The sequence below is a fragment of the Mesorhizobium sp. WSM4904 genome, assembly GCF_029674545.1.
GTDB lineage: Bacteria > Pseudomonadota > Alphaproteobacteria > Rhizobiales > Rhizobiaceae > Mesorhizobium.
Map to the genome: position 1 here is coordinate 2,213,397 of NZ_CP121354.1, position 17,265 is coordinate 2,230,661.

At 64.0% G+C, this 17,265-nt stretch carries 22 protein-coding genes; 5 read left to right on the forward strand and 17 right to left on the reverse strand.

Features of this window, described 5'->3' with window-relative positions; genetic code table 11:
* Positions 1-41 precede the first annotated feature (41 nt).
* From QAZ47_RS10545 to QAZ47_RS10575, 7 genes are all read right to left on the reverse strand, one after another.
* Positions 42-1,493, reverse strand: a complete 1,452-nt coding sequence (locus QAZ47_RS10545; protein WP_278233189.1) for an amidase — start codon at positions 1,491-1,493, stop codon at positions 42-44.
* Between the two features lie 5 nt (positions 1,494-1,498).
* Positions 1,499-2,401 carry a ribokinase gene (locus QAZ47_RS10550; protein WP_278233190.1) on the reverse strand — a complete coding sequence of 301 codons (903 nt, stop codon included), beginning with the start codon at positions 2,399-2,401 and terminating at the stop codon, positions 1,499-1,501.
* 149 nt (positions 2,402-2,550) lie between these two features.
* Positions 2,551-2,991: a hypothetical protein gene (locus tag QAZ47_RS10555; RefSeq protein ID WP_278233191.1), complete on the reverse strand. Its 441-nt coding sequence runs from the start codon at positions 2,989-2,991 to the stop codon at positions 2,551-2,553.
* 16 nt (positions 2,992-3,007) lie between these two features.
* Complete coding sequence (locus tag QAZ47_RS10560; protein WP_278206702.1) at positions 3,008-3,529, reverse strand: hypothetical protein; 522 nt, start codon at positions 3,527-3,529, stop codon at positions 3,008-3,010.
* Positions 3,496-3,888, reverse strand: a complete 393-nt coding sequence (locus QAZ47_RS10565; RefSeq protein WP_278233192.1) for a hypothetical protein — start codon at positions 3,886-3,888, stop codon at positions 3,496-3,498. The genes QAZ47_RS10560 and QAZ47_RS10565 overlap by 34 nt, the downstream gene beginning before the upstream one ends.
* Positions 3,889-3,911: 23 nt before the next feature.
* Positions 3,912-4,382, reverse strand: coding sequence for a hypothetical protein (locus tag QAZ47_RS10570; RefSeq protein WP_278233193.1), 471 nt, complete (start codon positions 4,380-4,382; stop codon positions 3,912-3,914).
* Positions 4,383-4,617: 235 nt separating this feature from the next.
* Positions 4,618-5,520, reverse strand: a complete 903-nt coding sequence (locus QAZ47_RS10575; protein WP_278206705.1) for a methylated-DNA--[protein]-cysteine S-methyltransferase — start codon at positions 5,518-5,520, stop codon at positions 4,618-4,620.
* A gap of 176 nt (positions 5,521-5,696) precedes the next feature.
* On the opposite strand from QAZ47_RS10575, the gene QAZ47_RS10580 reads away from it, so the two are divergent.
* The gene (locus QAZ47_RS10580; RefSeq protein ID WP_278233194.1) at positions 5,697-6,464 is read left to right on the forward strand and encodes a class I SAM-dependent methyltransferase; all 768 of its coding nucleotides are present in this window, start codon (positions 5,697-5,699) and stop codon (positions 6,462-6,464) included.
* A gap of 11 nt (positions 6,465-6,475) precedes the next feature.
* On the opposite strand, the gene QAZ47_RS10585 is transcribed toward QAZ47_RS10580, so the two are convergent.
* Positions 6,476-6,970: a DUF2244 domain-containing protein gene (locus QAZ47_RS10585; RefSeq protein ID WP_278233195.1), complete on the reverse strand. Its 495-nt coding sequence runs from the start codon at positions 6,968-6,970 to the stop codon at positions 6,476-6,478.
* Between the two features lie 22 nt (positions 6,971-6,992).
* On the opposite strand from QAZ47_RS10585, the gene nth reads away from it, so the two are divergent.
* The gene (gene nth, locus QAZ47_RS10590) at positions 6,993-7,799 is read left to right on the forward strand and encodes an endonuclease III (RefSeq protein ID WP_278233196.1); all 807 of its coding nucleotides are present in this window, start codon (positions 6,993-6,995) and stop codon (positions 7,797-7,799) included.
* A 333-nt stretch (positions 7,800-8,132) separates the two neighbouring features.
* Here nth and QAZ47_RS10595 read toward each other — a convergent pair whose 3' ends face one another.
* Positions 8,133-8,588, reverse strand: a complete 456-nt coding sequence (locus QAZ47_RS10595) for a DUF2214 family protein (RefSeq protein ID WP_278233197.1) — start codon at positions 8,586-8,588, stop codon at positions 8,133-8,135.
* Between the two features lie 219 nt (positions 8,589-8,807).
* Between QAZ47_RS10595 and QAZ47_RS10600 the strand changes: the two genes are divergently transcribed.
* Positions 8,808-9,362, forward strand: coding sequence for a GNAT family N-acetyltransferase (locus QAZ47_RS10600; protein WP_278233198.1), 555 nt, complete (start codon positions 8,808-8,810; stop codon positions 9,360-9,362).
* A gap of 35 nt (positions 9,363-9,397) precedes the next feature.
* On the opposite strand, the gene QAZ47_RS10605 is transcribed toward QAZ47_RS10600, so the two are convergent.
* The 8 genes from QAZ47_RS10605 to QAZ47_RS10640 form a co-directional block, all read right to left on the reverse strand.
* Positions 9,398-11,884, reverse strand: coding sequence for an EAL domain-containing protein (locus QAZ47_RS10605; RefSeq protein WP_278233199.1), 2,487 nt, complete (start codon positions 11,882-11,884; stop codon positions 9,398-9,400).
* 281 nt (positions 11,885-12,165) lie between these two features.
* The gene (locus tag QAZ47_RS10610; RefSeq protein ID WP_278233200.1) at positions 12,166-12,564 is read right to left on the reverse strand and encodes a DUF1801 domain-containing protein; all 399 of its coding nucleotides are present in this window, start codon (positions 12,562-12,564) and stop codon (positions 12,166-12,168) included.
* Positions 12,565-12,639: 75 nt separating this feature from the next.
* Positions 12,640-13,089, reverse strand: a complete 450-nt coding sequence (locus QAZ47_RS10615) for a DUF1801 domain-containing protein (protein WP_278233201.1) — start codon at positions 13,087-13,089, stop codon at positions 12,640-12,642.
* Positions 13,089-13,322, reverse strand: coding sequence for a hypothetical protein (locus tag QAZ47_RS10620; RefSeq protein ID WP_278206713.1), 234 nt, complete (start codon positions 13,320-13,322; stop codon positions 13,089-13,091). The genes QAZ47_RS10615 and QAZ47_RS10620 overlap by 1 nt, the downstream gene beginning before the upstream one ends.
* A 36-nt stretch (positions 13,323-13,358) precedes the next feature.
* Positions 13,359-13,751, reverse strand: coding sequence for a VOC family protein (locus tag QAZ47_RS10625; RefSeq protein ID WP_278233202.1), 393 nt, complete (start codon positions 13,749-13,751; stop codon positions 13,359-13,361).
* Between the two features lie 73 nt (positions 13,752-13,824).
* Positions 13,825-14,235, reverse strand: a complete 411-nt coding sequence (locus QAZ47_RS10630; RefSeq protein ID WP_278233203.1) for an SRPBCC domain-containing protein — start codon at positions 14,233-14,235, stop codon at positions 13,825-13,827.
* Complete coding sequence (locus tag QAZ47_RS10635; RefSeq protein ID WP_278206716.1) at positions 14,232-14,555, reverse strand: metalloregulator ArsR/SmtB family transcription factor; 324 nt, start codon at positions 14,553-14,555, stop codon at positions 14,232-14,234. Before QAZ47_RS10635 ends, QAZ47_RS10630 begins: the two co-directional genes overlap by 4 nt.
* A gap of 112 nt (positions 14,556-14,667) precedes the next feature.
* Positions 14,668-15,420, reverse strand: a complete 753-nt coding sequence (locus QAZ47_RS10640; protein WP_278233204.1) for an IclR family transcriptional regulator — start codon at positions 15,418-15,420, stop codon at positions 14,668-14,670.
* Between the two features lie 204 nt (positions 15,421-15,624).
* Between QAZ47_RS10640 and QAZ47_RS10645 the strand changes: the two genes are divergently transcribed.
* Together QAZ47_RS10645 and QAZ47_RS10650 are read left to right on the forward strand one after the other, a co-directional pair.
* Entirely contained in the window at positions 15,625-16,602 is a 978-nt protein-coding gene (locus QAZ47_RS10645) for a tripartite tricarboxylate transporter substrate-binding protein (RefSeq protein WP_278233205.1), read from the forward strand.
* Positions 16,603-16,728: 126 nt separating this feature from the next.
* Positions 16,729-17,265, forward strand: a complete 537-nt coding sequence (locus QAZ47_RS10650; RefSeq protein WP_278206719.1) for a tripartite tricarboxylate transporter TctB family protein — start codon at positions 16,729-16,731, stop codon at positions 17,263-17,265.

A 17,265-nucleotide genomic window follows, 5' to 3' on the forward strand; every position in this document is an offset into this window, starting at 1 on the left:
CAATTCCGGATGAGAAACCGCCTCACTTCTCGGGAATTGCTTCAGCCAGCGCCCGCCGGCCAGGGCAGCGTCGCCTCATAGGCGGCGCCGGCTTGGAGCACGGCGAGGTCGCCGCGCGGACGGCCGATCAACTGCATGCCCATCGGACGGCCCTTGCCGTCGAAGCCGACCGGCACGTTGAGCGCCGGGCAGCCGCCCAGGGTGGCGAGGGCCGAGACCTGCATCCAGCGGTGATAGCTGTCCATGGCCCGGCCGGCGACTTCCTTCGGCCAATGAGTGGTCACGTCGAATGGGAAGACCTGCGCGGTCGGCAAGACGATGAGATCGAAGCGCTCGAACAGCGACAACAGCGTGCGGTGCCATGAGGAGCGCCGGACGGTGGCCGCATGGACCTGCGGCGCGCTGAGGCGTATCGCCTGCTCGACTTCCCAAACCGCTTCCGGCTTCAGCAGCTTGCGTTTTTCCGGATCGTCATAGTGCGCCTTCAGCCCGCAGCCGCTGCTCGCCTGGCGCAGCGTCACGAAGGCCTGCCACAGCGCCTCGAGATCGACATCCGGCACCAGCGGCTCGGCATGGAAGGATGCCTCGGTGAAGCGGGCCAGCGCGCCTTCGCAAAGCTCGAGGATCCCAGGCTCCATCGGCAGGTGGCCGCCAAGATCGCCGAGCCACGCAATGCGACCGCCGGTGGTCTTCGTGCGCAAGCCTTCGAGGAAGGAGCCCGGCTTGTCGTGCGACAATGGCGCCCGTGGATGATAGCCGGCCTGTTCGTCGAGCAGCAGCGCGATGTCGGCGACGTTCCGGCCCATCGGCCCTTCCACGCCCATCTGGGCGTGGAAGACATCGATGTCGGGCCCGGCCGGCACCAGACCCTGCGAAGGGCGGAAGCCATAGACGTTGTTGAAGGCGGCGGGGTTGCGCAGCGAGCCGCCGAAGTCGCTCCCGTCGGCGACCGGCACCATGTCTAGCGCCAGCGCTACCGCCGCGCCGCCGCTCGAGCCGCCGGCGGTAAGCGTCGTATCGAAGGCGTTGAACGTCGGCCCGAACACGTTGTTGTAGGTGTTGGAACCCAGGCCGAATTCCGGAACATTGGTCTTGCCGATGATGATGGCGCCGGCCTTGCGAAGGCGCTCGACGAAGAAATCGTCCTCCTGTGGAACGAAATCGGCGAAGATCGGCGAGCCGAAGGTCGTCCTCAGGCCCTTGGTCTGGGCAAGGTCCTTGATGGCGATCGGCAGGCCGAACAGCGATCCGGCCGCGCCGCCCCGCGCCAAATGAGCATCGGCCCTGTCGGCTTCGGCGACGATGTCGGCGCGATCGCGCAGCGACACGATGGCGTTGACCAGCGGGTTCACCGCCTCGACGCGGTCGAGGAAGGCGCTGACGACTTCGCGCACCGACAGATCGCGTTGCCTGATCCTGTCGGCCAGCTCCACGGCGGACAGGCGGCAAATCTCGCTGGCCGCCGGCACGGCATGCTTGGTTGCAGGGCGCATCGCTTTCACCGTGCGGCCAGGGCGGCTTCGACATCCTTCGCCAGCGGGATCGCCGGCTGCGCGCCCGGCTTCAGGCAGGCGAGCGAGCCTGCCGCTGCAGCGCGCGTGAGCGCCTGTTCGAGCGAAAGGCCGGACGACAGACCGGCGCCGAAATAGCCGCAAAAGGTATCGCCGGCGCCGACCGTGTCGACCGGGGTGATCCTCAGCGCCGGAACGGCGAGGAACTGATCGGGAGTGGCCGCCAGCACGCCTTCGCCGCCGAGCGTGACGACGATGGCGCGACCGGTCTTTTGGGCATAGCCGCGCATCCGCGCCTGCCGGTCGCGCCCGGGGAGCGCCAGCGCCTCGCCATAGAGGTCGAACTCGGTCTCGTTGGCGACGGCATAGTCGGCCTTGCCGAGAAAACCTGCGGCCTCGGCGCGGAAAGGCGCGGTGTTGAGCACGCTGACGGCGCCCGCCGAGCGTGCCGCATCGAGTGCCGCTTCCACCGTCTGCAGAGGAATCTCGTGCTGCAAAAGCACGACGTCACCCTTCTTCAGATGAGCCTTGGCGATGTCGCCCGGCAGCACGGAGTCATTGGCGCCGGGCACCACGGCGATCACGTTCTCGCCGTCGGCACCGACCAGGATCAGCGCGGTGCCTGTGGAGGCGAAACTCTCGCCGACGCCGGAAAGATCGACACTTCCGGCTTTCAGCAGCGCCAGCGCCTCGGCGGCAAAGCTGTCCTTGCCGACGGCGCCCACCATGCGGACCAGAGCGCCAGCGCGGGCGGCAGCCAGCGCCTGGTTGGCGCCCTTGCCGCCGGGCGCGGTGGCGAAGCCGGAGCCGCGGACCGTCTCGCCAGGTTCCGGCAAGCGATCGACATTGGCGATCAGGTCGAGGTTGATCGAGCCGATGATGATGATCAAGGAAAGCCTCCTGCCGGAGCGGGTTGGCCTTCGACAAAAGGCTGAACCGGTCCAAGTCCTTGCTTTTACGCAATTGATTGCGCGAGGCTAGCCGCAAAGAGGGCCGGTTACCAGATCATGTCGCTTATGCGCGCCGCCGGCCCACAGCATCATTCGCAGCGCACGGTGACCGTGCCCTGATAATTGCCTGCCGGGAAGACGCCGGGCGATTTCATCGCCGTGAGGTCGACCTGGATGGAGTGGGTCCCATTGGTGACGCGCTGCGGCGAACTGCCTGGAATATCGAGTCCGGAGCCGTCGAGGCGGAAGACGGTGTCGAAAGTGACGTTGGTGTCGCCGCCGCTGGGAGCGGACGTAAAGGCGAGCGGCGCCGGCGCGGAGACGGAATAGCAGTCGAGCAAGTTGAGGATCGTGCATAGAAGCGAGCTTGCCGTGACGGTGGCAGTGGCGCTCGACCCGCCCGCTTGCTTGGAGCCGAATATGTTGATGGAGGGGTTTGCCTTCATCGTTCCCGAGCTGCCGACGACGATGGTGCAGGTGCCGACGATCGCGGCCTGCGCGGGCGCGCAAAAGGTGGCCAGCACTGCCATGGCAAGCAGGGCGCGGCTATTTCTTCTTCTTTTTCTTGTCACTGCCTTTTGTGCCTCTGATGGTCCAGCCTTCATTGGCCCATCCGGCCGATGCAGCCTGGGGCGCGGCCGGCGCCACGCTTCCCGTCTGGCCGTCGGCGCCCACACCCATTTTGAGGAGTTTCAACTCCATCTGCAGGCGTTCGACCTCGAGCTCGTAGAGGCGGCTGCAATCGAGGCGCTTCGGCGTCCGCCCGATCGGGATCACCACGCGGCCGTAGGTGGCGATGTCGCTGTTCGACTGGCTGCTGGTGTTGTTGCCCCGGATGACACCGAGGTCGAGATAGGCGCCGCTGCCGGAAACGGCTGAGCGGCAGGTCGTGCCGTCGCTGGCATGGACTTCGTCCTGCCCCTGGGGCAGGCTGACGCCGGGCAAGCTGAACCCCGTCTGGTTTTGGTTCAGGTTCAGGATATCCTCGGCAAACCCCTGACTCACGACCGCCAACGCAGGCAGCAGGGAGAGGGTCAGGACTTGCGATGTCCGAAGAACTTTCCGCATATCTGTGCCCTTATCTGCGTCTGCTCGCTTGGAAAGGGGATACTCTCGGTACAGATACGCACTTTACGCTCGTTCGCCCCATCGAAGGGCACGACCACCAGCACCGGACGCGATGCCTGGCCGGCCAGAAGAAAGGCGCTGGGCGTGATCTTGGCGTCGACCGGCCGGAAATCCTGGTCATAGACATGGACCTCGACGCGAATGCGCTGGTCGTACGGGTTGCCGGGGAACACCCGCACCGCGAACGCATCCGTGAAGGATCTGACCTCGCCTCGCATCGGCGTCATCGACTGGCTCGTCGCGGCAATTGGGGACAGCACGACGGCCAGCGCCGCCGCCAGGTATCCAATCGTTCTCAAAGACCGCTCCTTTCGCGAGATGGCTATTCGCAGCGCAGTGTCACGGTGGCCTGGTAGTTGCCGGCGGAGAAGCGGTTCGTGCCGCTCTTGGTGCCGGCAAGGTTGACGGCGACCGTCGATGTGCCCGGTACCGTCAGCGCGGTCGCGGTGCCGGTTTCCGCAATCGTCTGCGCACCGGTGGTGGCGAAGGTCGGCGTCCATGTCGTGGCGGTGGTATCCGAGGCCGGCACGGTGGTGGACGTGACCGGGTCGACGCTGAGCGTGACACCGCCCGTGGTGTCGACCTGGGCGCTGCCGGCCGAGCCGCCGGCATTGTGCGAGCTCAGCGACTGAAGATTGCTGCTGACGGTCATCGTGCCGTTGGAATTGATCGTGATCGTGCAGGTGGCGGTGATGGTGCCGTTGAACAGCACATTTCCTGTGGCGGCCTGTGCCGTCTGGCCCGCGCAAGCGGCCAGCAGGCTTGCGGCCAACGCGGCGCGAAGGAATTTCATCGAGACCCCTCTTTCGAGCCGAACGGTCGGCTCAACTTAGGGCCATCATCCCTTTATCATGGTTAATTTAGTGTTAAGTGAAATAATAGCGCCAAGCAATTGACAATACAACCGGCGAAACCAGAGGTTGTCGCCGGTTGTGCAGCCAAAATAATCGGGGAAGTTCTGTTCCAATTATACTTGTTTATATTGCGATCCACGGTTTTTCGCAACGGTCTGCGGAAAAATCGAGGTTTCAAGCTAGCTGCCCCGCCTCCCAGCCAAGGATGGCACGCTTGCGCGTCAGGCCCCAGTGGTAGCCGGTGAGGGCACCGGACTTGCCGAGGGCACGGTGGCAAGGGACGACGAAGGACATCGGATTGGCGCCGACCGCCGCACCCACCGCGCGGCTTGCGGTCGGGTGGCCGATGCTTGCCGCGATCGAGGAATAGGTGCAGGCCTTGCCCATCGGGATGCGCAGCAGCGCCTCCCAGACGCGCAGCTGGAAATCGGTGCCGATCATCACCACGCGCAGCGGCTGGTCGGCGCGCCATTTCGTCGGATCGAAGACGCGCGCGGCGTAGGGCTGCGTGGCCGACATGTCCTCGACGTAAGTCGCGTTCGGCCAGCGGCCGGACATATCGGCAAAGGCAGCCCGCTCGCCGCCGGCATCGCAGAAGGCAAGGCCGGCCAGCCCGCGGTCGGTGACCATGATCAGCGCGATGCCGAAGGGCGAGATGTGGTAGCCGTAGCGGATGGTGAGACCGGCGCCGCGGGTCTTGTAGTCGCCGGGCGACATCGCCTCGTGTGTGACGAAAAGGTCGTGCAGCCGGCCAGGTCCCGACATGCCGAGCTCGAACGAGGTTTCCAGCAGCGGCATGCCGGAATCGAGCAGCCTGCGCGCATGGTCGAGGGTCACTGCCTGCAGGAAAGCCTTGGGCGACAGGCCGGCCCAGCGCGTGAACAGTTTCTGCAGGCCGGTCGGCGTCTCGCCGACCGCCTCGGCCAGAACCTCCAGCGAGGGCTGATCGCGGTAGTCGAGGCTGATCTTCTCGATGGCGCGACGCACGATCTCGTAGTCGCTGCCTTCGGGGGTGATGTCGTTCTGAAGGATCGCTGACGGTTGCATCCGGGTATTCATGGTCATCTGAGCGTTCATGGCAATATCTCCCATGGCAATATCTCGTTGGCCGCGAATATCGGTCTTCCCGTGCTTCGCCACCACCCGAAACTTGCCTTCCCTTCGCCCGCACCCAGATAGAATCGGCTGCAACCGAAGGGGCAATCATGGCCGGCGAAAAGGTAAGTCTGACCGGAGCGAGGGAGACCCTGCTGATGACACTCTACGGCAAGGCGCTGGAGAGCCGGCTGCCCCATTCGCTGCTTAACGACCACTTCGCCGACGCGGCGGTGCGCAAGATAGATTATGATTTTTCCAGGCTCATGGTCGACGGCAATCTCGGCCTTGGCTTCGCCATCAGGGCCAAGACGCTGGATGTCGCCGTTCAGGACTTCATTGCCAGAAATCCCGACGCGATCGTGCTGCATCTGGGATGCGGGCTCGATACACGCGTTTTTCGCGTCGATCCGCCGCAAGGCGTGGACTGGTTCGACGTCGATTACCCGGACGTCATCGCGCTCAGGCGCAAGCTTTACCCGCTCAGGGATCGCTATCACTTCATCGCCTCGTCGGTGACCGAGCCGGATTGGCTGGCCGAGGTGCCGCGCAATCGGCCGGCGATCGTGGTGGCGGAAGGGCTGACGCCTTATCTCGCGGCCGACGAAGGGCCGCGTTTGTTCTCACGGCTCGCTGCGCATCTTGCCGGCGGCGAATTGATGTTCGACGCCTACAGCCGTTTCGGCCTGGCGCTGGTTCGCCTCAATCCGGCCGTCAAGGCGACCGGCGCCGAGGTCCACTGGGCGATCGAGGATCCGCGCGAGTTGGAGCGAGCAGTTCCGAAGCTGCGGTTCGTCGAAGAGGTTCCGGCCTACAGACCGGAGCATGGCGGGCACATGCGCCTGCGCGCGAAACTGTTCGTTCGCCTCTGGAAATACATTCCGGCGCTGCGCAAGATCGGCAGGCTGTTGCGATACCGGTTTTGACACGCGTTGGCTCAGCGCGCCTTGGCGGTCGCCAGTGCGCGCGAAAAGGCCGTCGCGAAACTCTCGCGGTCATCCGGGTTGAGGAAGCCGCCGATCGAAACGCTCCTGCCCTGCGCCTCGACGGCCATTCTGGTGATGCCGATCTCGGCGTGGCGGGCGATCGAGAACCGCGTCCAGAACGGGTTGAAGCGATGATCCTCGCAGCGGCCCGACGGCGCCGTCTTGCGGATGTCGAGGCTGGTGCGCGAGACCGATATTTCCTCGCGAGCGCGCGCGGCGCGGTAGTTGACGCGGAAGGCGATGTAGACGGCGGCCACGTCGAGCCCGAAGAAGCCGAAGACCGGCCATGCGCCATGCGCCAGGAAGATCGCGCCGGCGACCGCCCAGCCGAACATCAGCGCGCCCATCAATATCAGAAAGCCGGTGCGGCCGAGGGAACGATGCGGCGTCAGCAGGGCCTGGAAGAATGGCTTGTCGGCTTCGAACGAGGCGTTTGTGTCGCTCATGGCAAGATATTATAGGAAGGAAATGGCGCCCCCCAAGTCCAAAAATTCCTCGCCCGTCAAAAAGCAATCAGCCTCCGCCTCGGGCAATGGCGCGAAAGCAAAGGCGCCGCCCCGCAAGGGCGGACCGCGCTCGCTCTACACTCCCGCCGAGGTGCAAGAGATCTTCCGGCGCTTCTCCGTGCAGCGGCCCGAGCCGAAGGGCGAGCTCGACTATATCAACCCTTTCACGTTGCTGATCGCGGTGGTGCTGTCGGCGCAGGCGACCGATGCCGGCGTCAACAAGGCGACGAAGCCGCTGTTTTCAGCCGCCGACACGCCGCAAAAGATGCTGGCGCTCGGCGAGGCCAAGGTCGGCGACTACATCCGCACCATCGGGCTGTGGCGCAACAAGGCCAAGAACGTGATCGCGCTTTCGAAGGCGCTGATCGACGACCATGCCGGCAAGGTGCCCGAAGATCGCGACGAGCTGATCAAGCTTCCCGGCGTGGGGCGCAAGACCGCCAATGTCGTGCTCAACGTCGCCTTCGGCCAGCACACGATGGCGGTCGACACGCACATCTTCCGCATCGGCAACCGGATCGGGCTGGCGCCCGGCAAGACACCGGAACAGGTCGAGCAGGGGCTCTTGAAAGTGATTCCGGCCGAGTATATGCGCCACGCGCATCACTGGCTGATCCTGCACGGCCGCTATGTCTGCAAGGCGCGCAAGCCCGATTGCCCGGCCTGTGTCATCGCCGACATCTGCAAGTCCAAGGAAAAGACAACCGACGTGCCGGCGCCGCTGGTGCCGATCGCGCCCTTGACGGAGACGATTCCTGTCGGGGTTTAGAGTATTTCCTGGAATTGCCTAGGTTTAGCCTCCGAGCACAGGAACTTTGACCGGTCGGCCAGGTTTGTGTTGGCAGGTTGCATGCCGTGGAGATTGGCCGAAACGCCCGTCGCGATCGTCATCCTCGGGCGAAGCAAGGAGCGAAGCGACGCGGCGCAGACCCGAGGATCCTGCCATGAGGCATGAGCGCTGCTGCGGTACGGAATTCTGCTCCGCCGCGCTCTTCGGTCGGGGTTAGGAGGCTTCAGCTAATTTCAAACGGCGCGCTGATTCCATGGAAACGAGCCGTGAAATTTTACAGGCTGCAACCTGTCAAAATCCCATGTCGAGGAACTAATAGCCGTAGCCGCGCGCCATCGCCGCGGCAAAGACGGGGATGAGCAGGAAGATGAAGCCTTCGGCGCGGACGTAATTCTTCACCGAGGCAAGTTCAGCCGCCGGCACCGAGAAGGAGGAATTGCCGCTCGCCTGCCTATTCCAGGCGATGATGCGAACAGTCGGGATGATCGACAGCAGGCCGACGACGATGAAGGCGACCATCTTGGCCCAGAACACCCAGTTGTAGACGTAGAACTCCCAGCCCTTCAGGCCGAAGAACACCCGGCAGATGCCGACGACGACGATCAGCGTGGCGATGATGCCGTAGTGGCGGTCGATGCCGGCAAGGCGCTTGAGCGTCGCCGCCCCCAACTCGCTACGCACCAGCACGAACTCGGCGCCGATGATGCCGGCGAGCGAGAACACCAGAAGGTGGTGGGCGACTGCCAGCAGAAGGTCGGTGGTGTCCATGGTCTTTTCCTGTGTTCGGACGGCGCCGCGAGATATGGCTGAATCAGCTTCGTCAAAAGAGTAACATCGTCGGTCGAGAATCCCAGATGCCGAAATCTCAGCCGGTCGGCGACATGACCGCGCTCGTTTCCTGGCGTGGAGGATAATCCCGAGCGATCCTGGCCCTTGTTCGAACGCACTGGTTTGCTAAGCGCTGCCGCCTCAATGGAGGGGAATGCCATGAGCATTGGAACGGAAGCAGGCGTGCCGATCCTCGAGACGGCGCGGACCGTGTTGCGGGCGCATCGGCTCGATGATTTCGAGACCTATGTCGCGATGTGGGCCGATCCCGGGATCACCCGTTTCATCAGCGGCAAGCCGCGCACCCGCGAGGAAAGCTGGATGCGCTTCCTGCGCCATGCCGGGCTCTGGTCGCTGCTCGGCTATGGGTTCTGGGCGATCGAGGACAAGGCGACCGGCCGCTTCATTGGCGAGGCCGGGTTCCACGATCTCAAGCGCGAGATCGAGCCGTCGATCGAAGGGGTGCCAGAAGCCGGCTGGGCGCTGGCCTCCGTCGTGCATGGCCAGGGGCTTGCCAGTGAGGTCGTCGGGCGCATCGTCGCCTGGGGAGACGCGGTGTTCGGGCGAGCCAAAACCGTCTGCATCATTGATCCCGACAACGGCGCTTCGCTCAAGGTGGCCGAAAAGAACGGCTATCGCGAAATGCTGCGGACCACCTATCACGACAAGCCGACGATCCTGCTGGAGCGGCAGGCCGGAGGGGCGACAGGCTAGGAACGCTTCGGAAAGAAGAATCGCCGGCGACCGTTTCAACCGACCTTGCGGCGCAACGTCTGCGCCAAGCCTTCCGAGGAATCCGCGCTTGCGTCCCCGTCGATCCGGCCGCCGCGGAAAACCGTCGTCGCGTCGAACGGCTGGGGCCTTGCGATCGCATAACCCTGCGCGTGGTCGACGCCGATCGTTCGCAAAGCCTCCATGATGCCCTCGCTTTCGACGAATTCGGCGATCGTGCGTTTTCCCGTCACCTTGCCGATGTGGTGGATCATCTCGACCATGGCGCGGTCGATGCGGTCGTCCAGCATGTCCTTGACGAAACCGCCGTCGATCTTGAGGTAATCGACCGGCAGGTGCTTCAGATAGGCGAAAGACGACATGCCGGAGCCGAAATCGTCGAGGGCGAAGCGGCAGCCCAAGCCGCGCAGGTCGGCGATGAAGCGCATGGCTTCCGTCAGGTTGGCAATGGCGCTGGTCTCGGTGATCTCCAGGCAGATCGTTCCGGGCGCGATGCCATGGGCGGCCAACTGCTCGCGCATGAAGCCGAGGAACGTCTCGTCGCCGAAGCTGGCGCCGGAAAGGTTGATGGCGCAGGTGGATATCGGCATGGCGCGCGGATCGGCAAGCCTGGCCGCGAGAATTCGGAATGTGTTGCGCACCACCCAGCGGTCGATCGCCGGCATCAGCCCGTAGCGCTCGGCCGCGGGGATGAAACTCTGCGGCGTGACGAAGTTGCCGTCCTCGTCGGTCAATCTCAGCAAGATTTCGATGTGCGCGCCAACCTCGGCGACATTCTCACGCAGCGGCGAGATCTCCTGCGCATGCAGCCTGAAGCGATCCTCGTCGAGCGCGGCATGCAGGCGCTGGACCCAGGCCATCTCGCCGAAGCGTTCGCGCAGCGCCGTATCGCTGTCGCTGTGAAGCTGAACCCGGTTGCGCCCCTTTTCCTTCGCCATGTAGCAGGCGACATCGGCGGCGCGCAGCACTTCCTCCAGCGACATGCCGCAATCGGCGATCTCGACCATGCCGATGCTGACGCTGATGTTGAAGGGCCGGCCTTCCCAGGAAAAATGCAGATCCTGGACGGTGGCGCGCAGCCGTTCCGCCGTGGTGACGGCGCAGCCGGTGTCGCAATCGAAGAGCAGCACGCCGAACTCATCGCCACCAAGCCTGGCCAGTATGTCGCCGGTGGGCAACTCATTGAGGAGCAGCACCGAGATCTGGCGCAGCAGCTGATCGCCGGCCGCATGGCCGCAAGTGTCGTTGACCAGCTTGAACTGGTCGAGGTCGAGATACATCAGCGCATGCGCGCGCGGTCTCTCCGGCGGCTCCGCAATCGCGCCTGCCAGCCGGGTCTCGAAGTCGCGGCGGTTGACGAGGCCGGTGAGCGCATCATGCGATGCTTGCCATGACAGGCGCTCGATGAAGTCCTGCTCGCGGGACATGTCGTGCAACGCGAGAACGGCGCCGACAATCTTGCCGGAGACGCTGAGCGGCGCACCGTTGAGCGCGACAGGCACGACCGAACGGTCGGGGCGCTCCAGGAGCTGCGGCCGCACGTTGGAACGGCGCGGCTCGCCGGCCAGGAGGCGCGGTATCAGGTCGATTTCCTCGACACCGCTGTCCTTGTCGATCAGCCGGAACAGCGAGGCGATGGGCTTGCCCTTGGCGGCGTCCAGAGGACAGGCTAGCAGGCGCTCGGCGACGGCATTCATGTAATCCAGCCGCCCGGCCGCATCGGTGCTGATGACGGCCTGGCCGATCGAGGCCAGCGTGATCTGCGCGCGCTCGCGCTCGGCGTTCAAGGCGCTTCGGAAGGCCTGCCGCTGAGCCATCAGCTTTCGCGTGCGCCATACCGCCAGCAGGATAAGCAGCGCCGCGGTGACGAGGTTGGCGGCCGTCAGCGCCATCTTGATGACGCGCGAGCCTTCGCCGAGGCTGTCGGAGAAGGCCTTGGACAAGGGTCCGATCCGGTCATCGAGCTGGTGGATGTCGGCTTTCCAGGCGCTGATCTCCGCCTGCGACGCGGGGTCTTCTTCGAGCCTTCTGTGCATATCGTCGCCAAGCTTCTCGATGGCGAGGATCATCTCGTCGGCCTCCGTCCAGTGCCGGATGGCGATGTCGAGGTAGCTGACGCGACGGAAATTCCGAAACAGCCAGATCAGGCCGGCAACGTCGTCGGCATGGTTGTTGCCGCCGAGGAAACCCAGCCGCGCCGCTTCGGTGTCAGGGTTGGTCTTTTCGAGCGCAAGCCTGGCCGAGCGATCGGCGAGCGGCACGGCGATGGCCTGGCGGTATTCGCGGAAATATTCCGCGTTGCCGGTATCGGCATAGAGGCTGAGCAAATAGATGGCGTGCTTCTGCCCCTTCGACCATTGGCTCTCGCCGCCGACATAGGCGCGAACGGCCGATAGTGTATAGAGGCTGAGGCTGGCCACCAGGGCCTGGATCAGGACGACCACGATGAAAGGCCAGACCAGCCCGATGAGACGAGGGCCGGCATCCGTCGACGAGAGCTTCATCGCATTTCCATGGAGCCTGCCGCGACCCCGTCGGCGTCTGTCCGACCGGCTCATCCGTCGGTTGAGACGATGTTCTTCCCCTCATGTCTGCCGGCAATTGGCGACACCAATCCAGATAGCGTACCTGGTTTAACAGCCGATAAATTCCGACAGTATTTGTTTTCGAAATTCTTCGACAAAACAGCTGGCGGCGTACGCTACGTCATGTGGATATTTCCGCCCCGGTATCGCCTGCCGAGTTGCTCTCGCCAGAATGAAGTCGAATGGGCGCGCCCAGCGATTCAACGTTTGGATTTTGCCTTGTTCAGAGCCACCGCTGCGCGGACGAGAGCCTTGAGCGCTTCCTCATCGATCTCCTCACCCTCGCGAAAATCGATGGCGCGCCTCGTGTTGCCTTCGAGGCTGGAGTTGAAGAGCCGTGAGGGATCGGGCAGCGCCGCGCCCCTGGCGAAGGTCAGCTTGACGACTGCCTTGTAGGTCTCGCCGGTACAGATCATTCCGGCGTCCTCCCAAACCGGCAGCCCGCGCCACTTCCATTCCTCGGTGACGTCTGGATCGGCCTGCTTGATCAGGGCACGGAGGCGGCCGAGCATCTCACCCCGCCAATCGCCCAGTTCCTCGATGCGTCCATCGATGAGCTCGGAAGGAGATTTGCTTTCCTGCACGCCACTTTTCTCCATCTGTGTTTCTTCTGCCGGATAAATGGATCGCCGGGATGGCTCTTCAGGCGGAACCGTGCTTGATCGACAATGCGCCTACATTCGTTCGCCTGGCAATTGGCTTGCCTGTTTCACCCAGGAGACGAACTGCGCTTCATCGAGCTGGTCGTCCTCATGGATGTGGAAATAGCGCGTGTCATTGCTCTTGGATTCGCCGGGCGGCACGGGCTTCAGCGACATGCCGCGAAAGAAGGCCACCTTGATGTATCCGGTGAGACAGTGGATGCCGAGAAACCAGCCTTCGCCTTCCATCCCGTAAAACGGCGAGTTCCATTTGACGGCCTTCTGCGCCTTGGGAACGGCCTGCATGATGAGCTGGTCGAGCCGGCGACCGACCTCGCTCTTCCACCCTGGCATCGCCACGATATAGGCCTGCACGGGGGCGTCGCCATAGCCCTTGGCGATCTGCGGGTTGCCGCCCGAGAGCAGGACGAGTTTCGCGCCCATGGGCCCAGCGGCAACCTTCGGCGATTTCGTCTTCGCCATCAAGCCGATCCTACGCGCTCGCGCGCCAGCCCACCGCGCCATCTGGCGGCATAGGGCAGCACGAACATATAGAGGCCGCTGAACAGCAGCAGGAAGAGCGGCAGGAGCGGAGAGTAGACCACCCAGGCCGGAGGCTCGCCCAATGCCATGGCGACGAAGTTAGCGATAACGGTCATGGTAAAGATGATCGACAGCCAGCGATGCAGTTGCCTGATCCATTTGCTCCAGTCCAATGCTGCCTCCTCTGAAAGAACGAATGAAACACCGGCTTACCAACGCGCCAGCTGGGTGATCTGGATGAGATTGCCGCAGGTGTCGTTGAGCTGCGCGATCGTCGAGCCGGTCACCTCGGTCGGCGCCATGGCGAAGCTGCCGCCATTTGCCGTGATGCGCTCGTGATCGCCGTTGATGTCGTCGGTGAACAGCATGAGCGCCGGCTGGCCCTGCTTGAAGATGGCCTGCTGGTAGGCCTTGGCCGCCGGATTGTCATTCAGCGCCAATTGCAGCTCCGTGCCGTCCGGGTCGTCGGGCGAGGTGACCGTTAGCCAGCGAAACGGCCCGTTGGTGAAATCGGCCTTCTTGTCGAAACCCAGCACGTCCGTGTAGAAGCCAAGAGCCTTCTCCTGGTCGTCGACATAAACACTTGTCAGCTTGATCTTCATCGCATTTCTCCATTGCTCGCGCCGCAGGTTGCCCGCCAACGATTTCTGCTTTTTGAACCCTTTCGGCGGGACTTCAGTCGATCCGCGCCAGGACCTCTTCCAGGGCTGTGAGGAACCTTTGCCAACCAACGGTGGCGCCCCGGTAGTAGGATTGCTGATCGGTGCGGAAACCTGTCTGCTCCATGCGCAGATGGGTGCCCGTGCCCGTCGGGGTGAGCGTCCAGGTGACGACGCTCTCCAGATCCTTGGTGTCCCAGGTGTAGGACAGCGTCTTGTATGGCTCGACCGCCTGGACCTGACACTCGACGCCTCCCCAGTCCGCGCTGAGTTCGAAACAGTGGTCTACGACCGGCTTGAAGTCGTTCTTCATCAGCCACTCCTCGATGAGATGCGGTTGGGTCAGCGCCCGCCAGATCTTTTCCGGCGGGTAAGGGATCTCGCGCTCGACGACGACGGAGCGCGTTCCGGCCGGCATATCGTTCATTGATCCATCCTCTTCAGCAGATCCTCGAGATCGTCGAACCGGCTCTCCCAGAACCCGGCCATCTGACGGGTCCAGTCCATCAGCGGCGCAAGTGCTGCAAGCTGCGCGCTGTAATGGGTCTGCCGACCCTCGTGGCGGTCGCGCACCAGTCCGGCTTCCTTGAGGAGGCCGAGATGCTTCGAGACCGCCGGCTGCGAGACACCGGCCTGCGCCGTCAGCGCGCCGACCGTCTGCTCGCCTTGGCGGCACAGACGCTCAAAAATGGCGCGCCTTGTCGGATCGGCAAGCGTCCGGAAGAGCATATCATGCGCGTTCGACATCTGGATCAATAACCTAATGGCTATTGATTGATCTATAACCAATGGGATATGTAAGAGTCAAGCGGAAGTGGATGTCTGGCTTTAAGCCGGCGCGCTCTCGATCGCCACGCGCTTAGCCGGCGGCGCCCATGTCGCGGCTTGCTTCATCCAGCATCGAGGTATCCTCGCCGAAGGCGCGTGTGGCGCGGGCGGCAGCTTCGAGCAGCGGGCGCTTCATGCGCGTGAGGAAAGCCGCGTCGACCCGCGTGCTCGGGCCGGCGAGCGTGAGCGCGCCGACCAATGTCCGCCCTGGTCCGAACACGGGCGCGGATATGCCTGCCGTCTGCGGGTCGCGATCACCGATCGAAATGTAATTGTAGGTTTGCCGGATCGTCTCGTAAGGCTCGCCCTGCTCGCCCGAGAAGGCGGCAAGCACCCGTCCGCCGGAGCCCACCAGCAAAGGCAGCACGTCGCCTTCGCGTATCGTATAGCGGATCGGGTGCTTGGACTCGACCCGGTAAAGACATGTGCGCACGTCGCCCGAGCGGACATAGAAGGCGACGCTCTCCCAGCTCCGCTCGGAGAGATCGCGCATGATCGGCAGCAGGATATCCATCGCCACGACCGAGCGCTGGTAGAGCGCACCAAGCCGGAAGGTGGCCGGTCCGATGCGATAGCGTCCGTCCTCCAGACGCTCCAGCAGTTGCCCGCGCATCAGCGAATTGGCCAGCCTCAGAATCGTGCTCTTGTAGAGGCCGGTGCGGGCCGCGATCTCGGCGAGACCGAGCGACCGGTCGGCGGTGGTGAACGCATCGAGGATGGCGATCGCGCGATCGAGGGCCGCAACGCCGTCGGCCTGGGCGGGGCTGGGAGGAGTGGCTGTCATTTCGGGTGATGGTTTCATCTTGGGTCGCCCATCCGGGAGTGATCCCGGACATGCGGATTTAGTCCGGTCCGTATCGTTCTGTCCAGCAGAATGGCATTCCCGTTGACAGAACGCGGTAACAAATGCTTGAACTCGAATGCGGGTCTTAATTCAGGCCACGTCTTGGCAGGCACCGGAGGAGGTGTCGTGATTTGGAGGAATCCCATGCTGAACAGACGCAGATTCTTGACCAGCACCGCCGCGGCCGGCGCTGCCGGTTTCGCCGCTTTGCACCTCACGCCGGCCTTGGCGCAGGATATCCCGCAGATCCAGATATTCGTGCCGGCGGCACCCGGCGGCGGCTGGGACCAGACCGCTCGCACGATCGACCAGGTGCTGCGCTCCGAAAAGCTGATCTCGGGCTCGCAGATCACCAATGTCGGGGGCGCCGGCGGCACGGTCGGCCTGCCGCAATTCGTCAACCAGTGGAAGGGCAAGGGCAATTCGCTGATGGTCGCCGGCATGGTCATGGTCGGCGCCATCATTGCCAACAAGGCCGCCAACAACCTGACCGAAGTGACCCCGATCGCCCGCCTCACCGGCGAGTTCGAGGCGCTGGTCGTGCCGGCCGCCTCGCCATTCAAGACGGCTAATGATTTCGTCGCCGCGCTCAAGGAGGATCCGACCAAGGTTCCGGTGGCCGGCGGCTCAGCCGGCGGCTCCGACCACATCCTGTTCGGCCTGATCGCCAAGACGGCCGGCGTCCCCGCGGCCAACCTGTCCTATGTGCCTTTCGCCGGCGGCGGCGAGGCGTTGTCGGCGCTGCTCGGCAACCAGGTCGCGGCCGGCATTTCCGGCTATGGCGAGTTCTCCGAGCAGATCAAGGCGGGCGCGCTCAGGCTGCTGGCGATCTCGTCCGACAAGCGCCAGGAAGGCATCGACGCGCCGACCCTGAAGGAGGCCGGCATCGACGTCGAGCTGTTCAACTGGCGCGGCGTCTTTGCCCCGCCCGGCGTTTCCGACGAAGACAAGGCGGCGATGATCAAGCTGGTCGAGACCATGGCCAAGAGCGACGCCTGGGCGACCGAGTGCAAGAACCGCATCTGGACGCCGATCCTGCTGACCGGCGACGACTACGCAAAATTCGTTTCCGAAGACACGGCCCGCATCGGCGCCATCCTCAAGGATCTCGGCCTCGCCTGAGTTCCGGCCCGCGCGATGTCCGAAGGGGGCAACGTCCCCCTTCGGAACAGCGTGGACAGATGATCGAGCGGCGGTGAAACTGCGGCGATGCCGGCGACTGCAAGCCGGCCATCCGGGGAGGAGACCATGAGCACCAGCGACCAGCAGGCGTCACCGCCGCGCCCTGCCGTACCGGAAATGTTGATCGGCATCGGACTTCTGGCCTGCGCCGGCGCGGTTGCCTGGCAGACCCTGGCGATCCCGGCGTCGCCGCTCTATTCCAAGGTCGGTCCGAAGGTCTTTCCCTACATCACCATGGCCGGCATGGTGGTCCTGTCGCTGCTGCTCATCTTGGCCGCCCTGCGCGGCGGCTGGCAGCCCGAGGAAGAAAAGGAAACGCCGACCGACTGGAAGGCGATGGGTTTCGTGATCGCCGGGCTCGTCGCCAATCTCGTGCTCATCCAGCCGCTCGGTTTCACCGCCGCCTCGGTCATCATGTTCGTGCTGGTCTGCTTCGGCTTCGGCAGCCGGCATCCGCTGCGCGACGCGCTGCTTGGCCTGGTCCTGGCGCTGGCGGCTTATTTCGGCTTTGCCAGGGCGCTCGGCGTCAACATCGGCGCCGGCCTGATCGAGAACCAGCTCAATGCGTTGATCAACGCCGTCTTGGGCATCGGGAAGGGCTGA

What these genes read in the sequence shown, in the direction of transcription:
- QAZ47_RS10635 (WP_278206716.1), bottom strand. Translation starts at nt 14,555, where the DNA reads ATGTCGAACGCGCATGATATGCTCTTCCGGACGCTTGCCGATCCGACA.
- nth (WP_278233196.1), top strand. Translation starts at nt 6,993, where the DNA reads ATGGCGCCCCCCAAGTCCAAAAATTCCTCGCCCGTCAAAAAGCAATCA.
- QAZ47_RS10575 (WP_278206705.1), bottom strand. Translation starts at nt 5,520, where the DNA reads ATGAACGCTCAGATGACCATGAATACCCGGATGCAACCGTCAGCGATC.
- QAZ47_RS10650 (WP_278206719.1), top strand. Translation starts at nt 16,729, where the DNA reads ATGAGCACCAGCGACCAGCAGGCGTCACCGCCGCGCCCTGCCGTACCG.
- QAZ47_RS10560 (WP_278206702.1), bottom strand. Translation starts at nt 3,529, where the DNA reads ATGCGGAAAGTTCTTCGGACATCGCAAGTCCTGACCCTCTCCCTGCTG.
- QAZ47_RS10555 (WP_278233191.1), bottom strand. Translation starts at nt 2,991, where the DNA reads ATGGCAGTGCTGGCCACCTTTTGCGCGCCCGCGCAGGCCGCGATCGTC.
- QAZ47_RS10625 (WP_278233202.1), bottom strand. Translation starts at nt 13,751, where the DNA reads ATGAAGATCAAGCTGACAAGTGTTTATGTCGACGACCAGGAGAAGGCT.
- QAZ47_RS10605 (WP_278233199.1), bottom strand. Translation starts at nt 11,884, where the DNA reads ATGAAGCTCTCGTCGACGGATGCCGGCCCTCGTCTCATCGGGCTGGTC.
- QAZ47_RS10610 (WP_278233200.1), bottom strand. Translation starts at nt 12,564, where the DNA reads ATGGAGAAAAGTGGCGTGCAGGAAAGCAAATCTCCTTCCGAGCTCATC.
- QAZ47_RS10580 (WP_278233194.1), top strand. Translation starts at nt 5,697, where the DNA reads ATGACACTCTACGGCAAGGCGCTGGAGAGCCGGCTGCCCCATTCGCTG.
- QAZ47_RS10585 (WP_278233195.1), bottom strand. Translation starts at nt 6,970, where the DNA reads ATGAGCGACACAAACGCCTCGTTCGAAGCCGACAAGCCATTCTTCCAG.
- QAZ47_RS10645 (WP_278233205.1), top strand. Translation starts at nt 15,625, where the DNA reads ATGCTGAACAGACGCAGATTCTTGACCAGCACCGCCGCGGCCGGCGCT.
- QAZ47_RS10600 (WP_278233198.1), top strand. Translation starts at nt 8,808, where the DNA reads ATGAGCATTGGAACGGAAGCAGGCGTGCCGATCCTCGAGACGGCGCGG.
- QAZ47_RS10640 (WP_278233204.1), bottom strand. Translation starts at nt 15,420, where the DNA reads ATGACAGCCACTCCTCCCAGCCCCGCCCAGGCCGACGGCGTTGCGGCC.
- QAZ47_RS10630 (WP_278233203.1), bottom strand. Translation starts at nt 14,235, where the DNA reads ATGAACGATATGCCGGCCGGAACGCGCTCCGTCGTCGTCGAGCGCGAG.
- QAZ47_RS10595 (WP_278233197.1), bottom strand. Translation starts at nt 8,588, where the DNA reads ATGGACACCACCGACCTTCTGCTGGCAGTCGCCCACCACCTTCTGGTG.
- QAZ47_RS10545 (WP_278233189.1), bottom strand. Translation starts at nt 1,493, where the DNA reads ATGCGCCCTGCAACCAAGCATGCCGTGCCGGCGGCCAGCGAGATTTGC.
- QAZ47_RS10570 (WP_278233193.1), bottom strand. Translation starts at nt 4,382, where the DNA reads ATGAAATTCCTTCGCGCCGCGTTGGCCGCAAGCCTGCTGGCCGCTTGC.
- QAZ47_RS10615 (WP_278233201.1), bottom strand. Translation starts at nt 13,089, where the DNA reads ATGGCGAAGACGAAATCGCCGAAGGTTGCCGCTGGGCCCATGGGCGCG.